This is a genomic window from Ignavibacteriota bacterium (assembly GCA_016708125.1).
Taxonomy (GTDB): Bacteria; Bacteroidota; Ignavibacteria; order Ignavibacteriales; family Melioribacteraceae.
In genome coordinates this window covers 3,972,103-3,985,743 of sequence record JADJGF010000001.1, presented here as the reverse complement: position 1 = coordinate 3,985,743, position 13,641 = coordinate 3,972,103, and the positions used below count along the sequence as shown (strand labels likewise).

Here is a 13,641-nt window from a genome sequence, read left to right as displayed (position 1 = left end):
TTCTATCATCCATTGAAATAGATATATGCAACAATAATTATAACCAATACTAATGCCGAAGTAATTACATCAATTGCAGACCAGCTTTTTCTTGTTTCTAATTTATGTTCCTCGGTAATTGTTCCGAAAGTTAATCCGCTAATTTTTTCATAGTCTGGTTTCTCTGTCATATAACTTACAATAATCATTACTGCAAGGCTGATAAGGAAAATTAAGAGTCCATAATATTGAAAGAAAATATTATTTATTATCCAAAAGAATGATCCTTCCGTATAACTAAAATTAGTTCCTAATTTAACAGGAGTATCAATTGCAAGTCTGAAAAGTCCCAGACTAAAACCAGTGTAAAGTGCAGCAATTGCACCTTTTCCATTTAATCTTTTATTAAAAATTCCGGCAAAGAAAACAACAAATATCGGAGGCGCAAGATATGCCTGAACTCCTTGTAAATAATCATATAAACCTTTTCCTCCTTGAATAACGGGTAGCCACAACAATCCAATAAGAACCATTACGGAAGTAGCAATACGTCCAACCCAAACTAATTTTTCTTGAGAAACATTTGGTTTTAGTCGTGAATAAAAATCTATAGTGAATAAAGTTGAACATGCATTAAAAACACCCGCTAACGAACTCATAAGAGCTGCTAATAATCCGGCAACAACTAATCCTCTGATTCCAACTGGTAAAATATGTGCTACCATTAATGGAAAGGCTTGCTGAGCATTTTCTCGAATAATTTGACCATCAGAGCCAATTAAATGCGACTGAAGAGCTGGATGTTTTCCACTTACAGCTAAAGCATAGGAAATTATTCCTGGAATGATAAATATGAAAACAGGCAATAATTTAAAGAATGCGGCAGCGATAGAGCCTCTTCGTGCTTCAGTTACATTTTGTGCAGAAAGTGTTCTTTGAACTATATATTGATCAGTTGTCCAATACCATAAACCGATAATTGGAGCAGCAAATAACATTCCTATCCAAGGATAATTATCATTAAAATACCATGCCATTTTTCCAGCTTCTTTAACCGGAGCCCAAGTTCCTTCAATTCCTGCTGGTACGAGAGGTTTCCACAAATTAAACATTTCAGCTCCAACAATTTCTTTTAATTGTGTCCAGCCTCCGATTGCATCTAATCCAAAATAAGTTACCAAAGCCGATCCAATAATTAAAACAATTGTTTGGAGTGCTTCGGTATATGCTACAGCAGCCATTCCTCCAAGTACAGTATATAAACCGGTGATAACAATTACCAGAATTGAACCAATCCAAAAACTATCCATACCCATGAAGTTTATTTCTGGTAATAACACCGAGAAAACTACACCTCCAGCAAATACACCAACAGCAATTTTTGTTAACACATATGCAACTAACGAGATTGCAGATAAAACCGTTCTTGAGTGAGGATTGAATCTTCTTTCAAGAAACTCCGGCATCGTAAAAACTTTTGAACGAATATAAAATGGAACCATAACCCAGCCTAAAACTAATAAGCACCATGCGTGCAATTCATAGTGAGCCATAGCTACACCATCTGTTGCACCTGAGCCTGCTAAACCAACTAAATGTTCTGACCCGATGTTTGATGCAAAAATTGAAGCCCCAACAATGAACCATCCTAGATGGCGACCTGCAAGAAAATAATCTGCAGAAGTATTTTTTTGTTTTCTTATTACCCACCATGCTAATCCAAGTATAATAGCGAAGTATCCCGCAATTACAATCCAGTCAATTGTATTTAGTACAGACATGTATGCTCCTTTGATGAGATTAAAAAATTAAATTACATTATTGAGAGATAGCTTAATGATGTAAAAATAATTTTAAATTTGTGACTTTTTCAAATATAGTTTTTATAAATGATATTATATTTTAAAATTGGATGAATTAAAAACCTTTTTGCGTTAATATTTAACCAATTTGCGCAAATTGAAAAAATCTGATAATCGCTTGACATATTTTTTGTTTGTTTTACAAAGTATTAAATTCACCATCATTAAAAGTTTACAAAAATTATATTTGTAAATGAATTTGATTTGTTCAATTTCAATTGCCAAAAATATTTGAAGTAATTAATTAAGTTTATAAATATTATAAATATTCACTCATTAATGAAAATAAAAATTATGAAAACGAAACTATTTTTCTATTTGATTCTTACTTTAGAACTGATTTCATTTAAATTGTATTCATCAGACGAACCAAAAAAAAATCTACGCGCTCCGGCTTATCCACTTATAACTATTGATCCATATATGAGTTTATGGTCGATGAATGATACTTTGTATAATGATGTAATGCGACATTGGACCGAAATACGGCAAAGTTTAATTGGAGCTATTAGAGTTGACGGAAAAGTTTATAGATTTTTAGGAAAGGAAGAACTACCATTAAAAGTAATTGTTCCGATGGCAGATAAGGAAAAATGGAATTGTAAATACTCATTTGAAGAACCAAAAGAAAATTGGTTTGCCGATAATTTTAATGACGCAAAATGGCAAAATGGATTTGCGGCATTTGGAACAAAAGATGAACCATCGGCTAAAACTCTATGGGAAACTCAACACATTTTTGTAAGGCGCGAATTTAAATTAGATAAGTACACTACTGATGAAACTTTATATTTGGTTTATACCCATGACGATGATTTAGATCTATATCTGAACGGAACAAAAATAGTATCAACTGGAAATAAATGTTCAAAGGATGCTTTACTTAAATTGGATGAAAAACTACTTAATAAAACCGGAACAAATATAATCGCTGCTCATTGTTACAATAGAGTGGGAGCGGCAATTTTAGATTTTGGAATTTTGCAGGAGCGAAAAACTTATCAACAATTTAAAAATACAGCAGTTCAAAATTCAGTTGAATTATCTGCAACTCAAACAACTTATAATTTTACTTGCGGAACTATTGATCTTAAACTAAAATTTACTTCTCCGCTGTTGCCAAATAATTTAGATATTCTTTCAAGACCGATAAATTATATTTCTTATGAAATTATCTCCAATGATGGAAATAAGCATGATGTTCAAATTTATTTTGAAGCAACTCCGGAAAATGCTGTGGATGTTGTTAGTCAAAAGATTAGTGCAACTAAAAATAAATTTGGTAAGATAAATTATTTAAAAACTGGAACAACCGAACAAAATATTTTAGGAAAAAAAGGAGATAATAGAAGAATAGACTGGGGATATTTTTATTTAGGCGGAATTGAGAACGAGAATTTTGATTATGCAATTGGTGAATACCAAAAAACGAAAAAAGAATTTATTGAATCCGGAAAAATCACCCAAATTAAATCAATTGAGATTATATCAAATATGGATGAGCTAATGCCGGTATTGGCAATCTCTCATTCACATAAGCAAGTAGGGGATCAATCTGTTGGAAATTTTATTATGCTTGGATACGATGATATTAAGTCAATTCAGTATTTTGGTGAAAATTTAAATGCATGGTGGCGAAAAAGCGAGAATGAAAATTTTGAAAATTTGCTTGAAAAATCTTATTCGGATTATAATGAAATAATGAAAAGTTGTAGTGAGTTTGATGCTCAGCTTAAAAATGATGCCATTATTTCTGGCGGTGAAGAATATGCTGATCTTTGTATTCTTGCATTTCGGCAATCTATTGCTGCTCATAAATTGGTAAAAGATTCTAACGGGGAAATTTTATTTTTTTCAAAAGAAAATTTTAGTAACGGTTCTATCGGAACTGTAGATGTAACATATCCTTCTGCACCATTGTTTTTGTACTATAATCCAGATCTATTAAAAGGAATGTTAAATCCAATATTTTATTATGCTGAAAGCGGAAAATGGCAAAAGCAATTTGCTCCGCATGATGTTGGCACTTATCCGATTGCTAATGGACAAACTTACGGCGGTGATATGCCGGTTGAAGAATCTGGTAATATGTTAATTCTTACTGCGGCAATTGCTCATATTGAAGGGAATGCAAATTATGCACAAAAACACTGGGAAACATTAAAAATTTGGGCAGATTATCTTCTGGCAAATGGACTCGATCCCGAAAATCAATTATGTACGGATGATTTTGCGGGACATTTTGCGCATAATACAAATCTATCGGTTAAAGCTATTTTGGGAATTGCAAGTTTTGGAAAAATTGCAAAAATGCTTGGCGAAAAAGAGTTAGGTGAAAAATATTTATCAAATGCAAAAGAGATGGCAATTAAATGGGAACAAATGGCATTTGATAAAGATCATTATAAATTAACTTTTGATCAACCCGGAACATGGAGCCAAAAATATAATCTTGTTTGGGATCAGCAGCTTGGGTTCAATCTTTTCAATAAAAATATAATTGATACAGAAATAAAATATTATCTTACAAAACAAAATGAATTTGGATTACCATTGGATAATAGAAGAACTTACACTAAATCAGATTGGATAATATGGACAGCTTCACTAACAAATGATGTTGAAACATTTAAGAAATTTATTATTCCAATTTACAAATTTGTAAATGAAACTCCTGATAGAGTTCCAATGACTGATTGGTACGAAACAATAAATGCCAAGCAAGTTGGTTTTCAGGCGAGGTCTGTCGTTGGCGGATATTTTATAAAAATGCTTAAAGATAAAATTGAAAGTAAAAAATAATTTTTTACATGATAGACTAATAAATTAAAAGCATAATATTATTCTAGAAATAATTGAATTTTACAAGTTTCAAATTAATCATAAAAAACTTTCTATTGTTATGGACAATAATGCAGAAATTAGAATAAATGAAAGTATGTAGATTCTTTTTATCGGAAAGAGAGTGTAAAATAATTTGTGTAAATGGAAAAATAAGTTATTAAAAATCATGAAATCTTTCCTTAAAATAAACAGAAAAATTAGAAAGAATAAGTGCCCAATTCTGAATAGGCATCGACCATTTTTTAGATAAATCTCTGTAAGCCAAATATAACATTTTTTTTAGAGCATCATCATTTGGGAAAAGTGATCGGGATTTTGTTACTTTTCTAAATTGACGATGTACAGATTCAACCGCATTTGTAGTATAAATAACCGTTCTAATTTCTTTTGGATACTTGAAAAATGTTGAAAGGTTCGTCCAATTATTTCTCCAAGACCTAATAGCAAGGGAGTATTTATTAGCCCAATTATTTTCTAAATTATCAAGATTTAACAAAGTAGCTTCTTCAGTTGGAGCTTTGTAAACTTCCTTCAGTTCTAACATAAATTGTTTTTGATCTTTAGAAGCGGCATACTTTATGGTATTTCTTACTTGCCTGCTGCAAGCAGGTCTGGTAAATAACGCATGACTGGATTTCAGCTTTTGGGAAAACAGAATTTATGGCTTCGGGGAAACCTTTCAATCCATCAATTGATGCAATGAAAATATCATTTCTGCAAGCTCAATGTATCACTTCAACTCCAAGGTTTTTAAGAACACTTAGCCAGAAGTTTGATCCCTCTGCTTCACCAACCCACAAACCAAGTAAATCTTTGTGTCCTTCGATATCAACTGCAAGACAAGTGTATACTGCTTTTGAAATTACTTTCTTTGATTCATCTCTAACTTTGTAATGAATTGCATCAAAAAAAACTATAGGGTAAATTTTCTCAAGCGGTCTCTCCGTTAGTTAACGGATCATTCTTGAGAGATTTATGAGTTTTACCATTTCTGCTGTTGCCATTATTTTTGCCTGTTGGTGAATATTTTTCATAACCTAAGTGTTCGGTTAATTCACTTTTGAGCATTTGTTCTAAAGATTGGGCAATAGTTTACCCCGCAATAGGGGGGCTCAACAGCATTTAATTAAAAACCATTTACACAAATCTTTTTACAGACTCTAAAAATGTCGCTTAATTTTTTTTCTATTTCCTAAATACTTTTTTGTCTTGTTTTTTCGGGGGAAGATCATTCATTTTTCTATTTTTATCGGAACAAAGTTTTGTTAGTTTTGTATTAGAATCAACTCACTCATCATTTATTGGAGTAAATTTGCAAATAACAATTCAAGATAAAAGTAATTACTTTAGAGGATTATTGGTTTTAGTCGGACAAGACAGAATAATTCATAATGAAGAAAAAAATAAAATATTAAAACTTGGTAAACTTTTCGGATTTGAAGAAAGTTTTGTTAATGAATCAATAAATAATTTACTTGAAAATAATTTTATAAGTTTTGAGCCTCCGAAATTTTCATCAAAAAATGTTGCGGAAAAATTTATTAAAGATGCCATAAACATTGCGCTTGTTGATGGTGATCTTCATTTATTTGAGTTAGAATGGATTAAAAATGCTGTGGAAATAAATGAAATTGATCAAGAATATTTTGAAAAATTATTATTAATGCATAGTGAAATTACTGATAAAATTCATTTTGAAATTTCAGATTTGGTTGCAAAATAAATTAGAAAGGAAAATTTATGTCTTTCACTTTAGAAATTGGAAATACTGCTCCGGATTTTTCACTTCCCGCAACTGATGGAAAGAATTATTCTTTATCACAATTTACAGATAAATATTTAGTAGTATTTTTCACATGTAATCATTGTCCATATGTAATTAATTCCGATGAAATTACAAGGAAAACCGCAGAAAAATTTGTTGAGAAAAATGTAAGGTTTATTGGAATAAATTCTAATAGCAAAAATACTTACGCCGAAGATAGTTTTGAAAATATGATAATTAGAATGAATGAGAAAAAATTTCCGTGGATTTATTTGCGAGATGAAACTCAAGAAATAGCAATAAAATATGGTGCTTTACGTACTCCACATTTTTTCGTTTTTGATAAAGAAAGAAAATTGCAGTATACGGGAAGGGGAGTTGATAATCCGAGAAATCCTCAATTAATTTCAATTAATGATTTAGAAAATGCTCTTGAAGAATTAACAAGCGGAAAGGAAATTTCAATAAAACTCACAAACCCAATTGGCTGCAACGTAAAATGGGATGGGAAAGATCCGCATTGGATGCCGCCGGACGCTTGCGATTTAGTTTTCTAAAATTATTTTTTTACTTCATAAATTTCTGTAGTTTGGCTTTCATCTTTCTTTGTAATTTCCACTGAAAATTTTGCCAAAACTCCGGCTAAAACTCCAATTAAAGTTATGTAAGGTGCTGCAAGTGAACCAATTGCTCCAACCAAAAGAGGAATTTCTATATACTTTTCTCCGCTTTGGTCTCTCACAATTATTCTTCGTAAATTACCTTCTTTAATTAAGTCTTCAATTTTTTCTAAGAATTCGTTTAAATTCATTTGAAATGTATTTGCCATTTTACGCCTTCTTTTTTCTATTAGATGCTTAAAAAATACATTTTGTTCCATTTTGTAAAATAATTTTTTAATTTTAACAGAAATTAATTTTGTAAAAAATGTCAAATTATTTTAAAACAGTAATTTTAATAACGTTAATTATTTATTCAACATTCGTGTTTAGAATAATTTTTCCTCTTTTGGATTATGTAATAAATTACAGTTTCATTGTTGCGGAGCTTTGTGTTGAAAAAGATAATCCGCAAAATATGTGTATGGGAAAATGCCATCTTCAAAATGAAATTAGAAAACAAGTAAATGAAACAAGCAAATCGCCCAAAATAGTTTCAATTGAATTTCTGAAAATTCCGCATTCTTTTGCAAAAATAGTTATAAATAATATTTTCAAAACTTCTGTTTATCTTATTTATCAGTTTACAACAAATGCAATTCATTTAAATTACGAACCAAAAACTCCGCCGCCAAAGTTTTAATTACATCTCAGAATTATTTAAAATTATTATTTCATAAAAATGAGAGAGGTATAACTTTGTCAAATAAAATTATTCTATTATTCCTTTGCGTTTTTTCGGTAAATCTTTTTTCACAAAGTGAAGATTCTTTAAATTCATTTTGGTTAAAACAAGTAGAAATTAATGCAAAAAAATTAAGTTTAGGTGATGCAACAAATCAAATTTCTAAAGACAATCTTGAAAATGTTTTGGGTAAAAATGGTTTTTCTCTAATAAGAAAAGGAGTGTTTTTTGCTCAAGATATTTATGCAGATGGATTAAAAAAAGGTGATATAAATGTTGTGATTGACGGCGAACGATATCATTCAGCTTGCCCAAATAGAATGGATTCACCGCTTACAAGAATTAATCCGCTCGATTTGGAATCCGTTGATTTAAATAAAAGCAGCAATAATATTCAAGCGGGATTGGGAGGAGTAGTTCAATTTAACAGATCAATTCCGAATGATAATTTAAATGTTCAACTCGGATTATCAACACTCACCGGCGCACAAAACGGTATTGATTTTGCCGGAGCTACAGATTTTCAAAATCAAAGAATAAATTTAAGATATGCAAACGGTTCTCCATTTGTTGATGGTGATAAAAGAACATTTTCCGATAGTTACGGTTTTAAAGAAAATTATAATTTTACTTTAGCTGAAGGTTCCTTAAGAGGAATGATTAATAAACTTTCTTACGGATTTTCTTTTTCTTACACGGATAATGTTTCGTTTCCATATTTATTGATGGATGAAAGATTGAATAGAGTTTACAGCTCATTTATTCGTTATGAAAATCACAAATTATATTTCAACTTTACTGATCATGTTATGGATAATGATTTGCGGGTCAATACAATGTTGATGCGTACTTCGGCTAAAAATTTAACAGTTGGAGCAATCGGAGATTTTTATGAAATTGTTTACAGAAATTGGGACGCAAATAATTTCTTTAAATCTGCAATGGTAAATTTGGAAAACGATTTGATGCCGAATGTAAATTCTTATTTAGTAAACTTATTTAAGACTTTTGAATTTTCCCGAATTCAGCTTCATAGCAAAATTGGTTTGTCATACCAAAAAGTAGGTGATGAAAGTCGCGAAGAATTTTATAATGTTTATTTCAATAATGTGAAATTAGAAAGATATTTTCCGGTTTTTAGTTTTGGAATTTCTCATACAAATATCATTTTCAACAATGTGGGATTGGGTGGAATGATAGAAGTAAACAGCGAAAGTCCCGAAACGGAAAGTTTATTTATCGCAGTAAAAAAACCGGGAACCAAACCGGCATGGAGCGGAAATCCAAATTTAGATCAGCCGATAAAAGCTACATTAAGAAGTTCAATAACTTATAATAATTTTTCGTTGGAATTATTCGGCTCAAAAGTTTGGAATTATAATAATTTATCAAAACAATTTATTGATCAAACTGCGTTTTTAACATACAGCAATATTGATGCAACTATATTGGGCGCAAACTTTTATACGAAATATGATTTTCTTGAATTTGATTTATCATATTTGTGGGCAAAAAATAATTCTAACAATTTGCCGCTTTCAGAAATTCCTCCATTAAAAATTGGGACAAAAATCATTTCTCCGGAATATTTAAATTTTACTTTTTTTCTCAAACATACTTATAACGATGCTCAATTGAGAATTGATGATCTTTTAGATGAAACAACTTCCGGTGCGTGGAATAAAATTGATTTAGGAATTAATTATAATTTCAATCAATATTCTGTAAGTGTAGAAATTGAGAATATTTTGAATGCAAATTATTATCAGCATTTATCTTACTTACGAGATCCGTTTGCTTCCGGATTAAAAGTTTTTGAACCGGGAAGAGTTTTTAGAATTTCGTTTAAGACCAATCAATTATTCTAAATCTATTTTAAAATCTCATTCATCAAAAGTATTTTGTATTTTTGATGAGTGAGATAATTTTTTGAAAGTCACAATGCATAATCACCATATAGATCATAATGAGTTTAATAAAAAGTTTAAAATCGGAATAATTCTAAATTCGATTTTCATTTTAATAGAAATATTTTTTGGATTATCATATAATTCCTTAGCTCTTGTTGCTGATGCGGGACATAATTTAAGCGACGTTTTAGGATTGATAATTGCGTGGACTGCAAATTATCTTGTTTTGAAAAAACCTACAAAAAATTTTACATACGGATTTAAAAGAACAACAATTTTAGCGGCGATGTTAAATTCACTTCTATTAATTTTTGCATTAGGAATGATTCTTTGGGAAGCAATTGAAAGATTAAATTCAGCTAAAGAAGTTAATGGAAATATTGTTATGATTGTTGCCGGAATTGGAGTAATTATAAATGGAATTACAGCAAGATTATTTTTGCACGGAAAGGAAAAAGATCTAAATATAAAAGGTGCATATTTGCATATGCTTGCAGATGCAATAATTTCAGCCGGAGTAGTCGTTTCCGGATTTGTAATTTTTCTGACAAAACTTTATTGGCTGGATTCTGTAATTAGTATTATTATTGTTTGTGTAATATTTTGGGGAACTTGGAAATTGTTAAGAGATTCAACAATTTTATCTTTGGATGGAGTTCCGGCAAATATTAATTATGAAAAAGTAAAAAATTATTTTTTAGAATTTTCCGAAATTCAATCAATACATCATTTACACATATGGGCTTTAAGTACTTCTGAAACTGCACTCACGGTTCATGTTGTTCCCAAAAGTAAATTTAATTCCGCTGAGTTGTTTAAGAAAATTAATGAAGGTTTACTAAATAAATTTCAAATCAATCACACAACAATTCAAATAGAAAATGAGAATTGTGAGGGAAATTGTTAAATAATTTTTTTAAAAAATTATCCGTAAATTGGTCCAAAATTTTTACAAGCTTCCAAATCGGCGGCTTCTAAATTAGCTGTTCCGAAAGCACTCCACGCGCTTGGTCTAAAAATTCTATCTTCAGAAATATTATGCATGTTAACCGGAATTCTTAACATTGAAGCAAGAGTAATTAATTTATCTCCGATATGTCCGTAACTAATTGCACCATGATTTGCACCCCAATTTTTCATTACGGAATAAACATCAACAAACGCGCCTTTACCGGTTAGTATTGGAGCAAACCAAGTTGTTGGCCAAGTTGGGTCTGTTCTTCTATCTAAAATATTATGAACTTCATTTGGTAAATCAATTGTAAATCCTTCAGCAATTTGCAAAACCGGACCCAAACCTTTAATAATATTTATTCTGCACATTGTAACCGGCATTTCACCAATTGTTAAAAATTGTGAAGAATAACCGCCGCCTCTAAAATATCCTAAATTTGCCGGACACCATTTTGTAGCTTTCAAACATTCATCAACATCTTCATTTGTAATTTGCCAGAATGGTTTCATAATTGAATTGCCATTTTGTTTTTGTCGACCAGTTCCATCCAAAGTTGTTGAGCCGGAATTTATTAAATGAATAATTCCGTTTTTAGCTTTTCCGGTTAGTTCAAAATTTGTAACTCTTTTGACAGATTCCAGACTCCAAAAAGTTCTGACATCGGAAAAAATTTGTGCAGTATCGGTTAATAAATGTCCGAATAACATCGAGATTCCATTTAAACTATCATTTTCTGTTGCAACAGTAAATGCTTCTCTAATTCCATTCCAATCAAATGATGAATTTAAAATTGCCTCAGAAAAATCTCCATTTGGAAAGTGATCAGTCCATTGTCTTTGTCCTTGAAATCCCGAAACAATTGCATTATTTCCCAATGATTCCTCTTCAAATCCAATCTCTTTTAGTTTATCGTTTCCTATCATTAAATCGCGAATAATAATTGTCATTTTTACAACAGTTTCCCAATCTTTATCTTTTTGCTCTCTGGAAAGTTGTTTTTCATTGGAATTAATATCTTCACCTTCTTTGCAATTTATTTTTGTCCATCTGAGGGCTTTTTCAAATTCTGATTTATCGTATATTCCTTCATCCATTCTTCTTATTACTTCAGTCATATCAATTGAAGCTGTTCTCATTCCCAAATAATTTTGAAGAAAATCTTGGTCAACAATTGATCCAACAATTCCCATTGAAACTCCGCCGATCGCCAAATAAGATTTGTTTCTCATTTCGGCAACGGCTAAACCTGCTTTAGCAAAAAGCAATAATTTTTCTTTAACATCTTCAGGAATTGAATTATCATTAGAGTCTTGTACATTTTTTCCGTAGATACTAAAAGTTGGTAAACCTTTTTGATTATAACCGGAAATTGCAGCCGCCAAATAAACTGCTCCCGGTCTTTCAGTTCCGTTAAATCCCCAAATAGCTTTTGGCGTAAGTGGATCAATATCCATTACTTCGGTTCCGTAACACCAAGCTGGTGTAACTGTTAAAGAAACTCCAACTCCTTCGCGAGAAAATTTTTCTGCAGTAAGTGCGGCTTCAACAACTCCGCCAATTGTAGTATCTGCAATAACGCACTCAACCGGCATTCCATTTGAGTGTTTTAAATTATTTGATAAAAATTCCGCTGCGGATTTTGCCATATTCATTGTTTGTTCTTCAAGTGATTCCCTTACACCGTTTCTTCTTCCGTCAATTACCGGTCTAATTCCAATTTTGGGTAATGATCCTTTTAATCTAATTGCAGCTTGGGAATTATTCTCAAAAATCATTTTGCATTTTCCTAAATAATATTTACGATTTTAATTGTTGATTGAAGAACTTAAGTTAATTTCGGTTTTGCAGTTGATTTTCTAATTTCAAATTTTGTGTCTACGCAAATAATTTTCGGATTATTTAGTTTATTCGTTTCAATTTGTTTTAGTAATAGTTTAAAAGCTTTTTCACCCATTTTTTGTCGGGAATGCGTAATTGTAGTAAGGGGAGTAGATAGAAAAGGCGAGTACAAGCTATCAAAAAAAGCTATTATGGAAATATCATCGGGAATCCTCAAACCCTTTTCAAGAATTGCTTTAATTGCACCAAGAGTAACTAAATCACCGCCGGAAGAAACAATTGCAGTAGGCAATTTGGGAAGTTCTAATAATCTTAAAGTTGCTTCATATCCTTGTTCAAACTCAAAACCTTCGCCAACAATATAATTATCATCTAATTTTAAATTAAATTCTTGTAAAGCTTGCTGATAACCGGCTAATCTATTTTTTATTGTATAAATATTTTTTTGACCTCTTAAAAAAGCAATTTTTGTATGACCTAATTTTACTAAATGTGCAATTGCTTTAATAACAGATTCGGCATTATTTGTAATAACAGCATCAACATTTAGTTCATCAAAAATTCTATCAATTAAAACAAATGGTATCTTTTTATCAACTAAATCAACAAGATGATCTTTACTATCCTGCACCGGAGCTAAAATAATTCCATCAACTCCGCGGGAAATTAATTGATTAAGATATAATATTTCTTTTTCTTGATCTTCATCCGTGTTGCATACAATTACCGTGTATCTTTTTTCAAAACCCAATTGTTCAATTCTTCTTGCAATTCTTGCAAAGTAAGGATTCAAAATATCCGGCACAATTAAACCAATTGTAAAACTTTTTTTCATTCTTAACGCACGAGCTGTAAAATCGGGAATATAATTAAGTTCTTTAACTGCTTTAATAATTTTTTCGTGTGTTTTAGCAGAAATTTTTAAATTTTCTTTACCACGTAAAACTCTTGAAACGGTTGAAGGATGAACTCCAACAAAAGCAGCTACATCCTTTAAGGTAGGTGCCATATAAATTCCCTTTAAATTCAAATCTAACTTAGCAAAAAACCTCAAACAATTAAAGAACAATCGTTTGTGGAATATTTAAAAGTTAATATATGATTTTAAACTCAATAATCAAAATTGAATTCTTTAAGAAGTGT

10 protein-coding genes and 1 pseudogene are annotated in these 13,641 nt (G+C 30.8%); 6 read left to right on the top strand and 5 right to left on the bottom strand.

Annotation, left to right across the window (positions count from 1 at the left end; translation table 11 throughout):
- Window positions 1-5: 5 nt before the first annotated feature.
- Complete coding sequence (locus IPH62_17175) at window positions 6-1,760, bottom strand: sodium/solute symporter (GenBank protein ID MBK7107007.1); 1,755 nt, start codon at window positions 1,758-1,760, stop codon at window positions 6-8.
- Between the two features lie 375 nt (window positions 1,761-2,135).
- Here IPH62_17175 and IPH62_17170 point away from each other — a divergent pair, with 375 nt between their 5' ends.
- Window positions 2,136-4,643 (top strand): DUF4965 domain-containing protein, encoded by a 2,508-nt coding sequence (locus IPH62_17170; GenBank protein MBK7107006.1) that lies wholly within the window; start codon window positions 2,136-2,138, stop codon window positions 4,641-4,643.
- Window positions 4,644-4,977: 334 nt separating this feature from the next.
- On the opposite strand, the pseudogene IPH62_17165 reads toward IPH62_17170, so the two are convergent.
- Window positions 4,978-5,765, bottom strand: a pseudogene (locus tag IPH62_17165) (IS256 family transposase).
- A gap of 232 nt (window positions 5,766-5,997) precedes the next feature.
- On the opposite strand from IPH62_17165, the gene IPH62_17160 reads away from it, so the two are divergent.
- A complete protein-coding gene (locus IPH62_17160) occupies window positions 5,998-6,408 on the top strand; it encodes a hypothetical protein (protein ID MBK7107005.1) in 411 nt (136 codons plus the stop codon).
- A gap of 17 nt (window positions 6,409-6,425) precedes the next feature.
- Window positions 6,426-7,007: a thioredoxin family protein gene (locus tag IPH62_17155; protein MBK7107004.1), complete on the top strand. Its 582-nt coding sequence runs from the start codon at window positions 6,426-6,428 to the stop codon at window positions 7,005-7,007.
- Window positions 7,008-7,009: 2 nt separating this feature from the next.
- Here the strand turns inward: IPH62_17155 and IPH62_17150 are convergent, their stop codons facing one another.
- Complete coding sequence (locus IPH62_17150; protein MBK7107003.1) at window positions 7,010-7,279, bottom strand: DUF4342 domain-containing protein; 270 nt, start codon at window positions 7,277-7,279, stop codon at window positions 7,010-7,012.
- A gap of 98 nt (window positions 7,280-7,377) precedes the next feature.
- On the opposite strand from IPH62_17150, the gene IPH62_17145 reads away from it, so the two are divergent.
- The 3 genes from IPH62_17145 (at window position 7,378) to IPH62_17135 (ending at window position 10,611) form a co-directional block, all read left to right on the top strand.
- Entirely contained in the window at window positions 7,378-7,752 is a 375-nt protein-coding gene (locus tag IPH62_17145; GenBank protein MBK7107002.1) for a hypothetical protein, read from the top strand.
- A 56-nt stretch (window positions 7,753-7,808) separates the two neighbouring features.
- Window positions 7,809-9,662, top strand: coding sequence for a hypothetical protein (locus IPH62_17140; protein ID MBK7107001.1), 1,854 nt, complete (start codon window positions 7,809-7,811; stop codon window positions 9,660-9,662).
- Window positions 9,663-9,735: 73 nt separating this feature from the next.
- The gene (locus IPH62_17135; GenBank protein MBK7107000.1) at window positions 9,736-10,611 is read left to right on the top strand and encodes a cation transporter; all 876 of its coding nucleotides are present in this window, start codon (window positions 9,736-9,738) and stop codon (window positions 10,609-10,611) included.
- A 17-nt stretch (window positions 10,612-10,628) separates the two neighbouring features.
- Here IPH62_17135 and IPH62_17130 read toward each other — a convergent pair whose 3' ends face one another.
- Both IPH62_17130 and IPH62_17125 read right to left on the bottom strand, forming a co-directional pair.
- Entirely contained in the window at window positions 10,629-12,434 is a 1,806-nt protein-coding gene (locus tag IPH62_17130; GenBank protein MBK7106999.1) for an L-fucose isomerase, read from the bottom strand.
- Window positions 12,435-12,484: 50 nt separating this feature from the next.
- Window positions 12,485-13,507: a LacI family DNA-binding transcriptional regulator gene (locus tag IPH62_17125; protein MBK7106998.1), complete on the bottom strand. Its 1,023-nt coding sequence runs from the start codon at window positions 13,505-13,507 to the stop codon at window positions 12,485-12,487.
- Window positions 13,508-13,641: the final 134 nt, after the last annotated feature.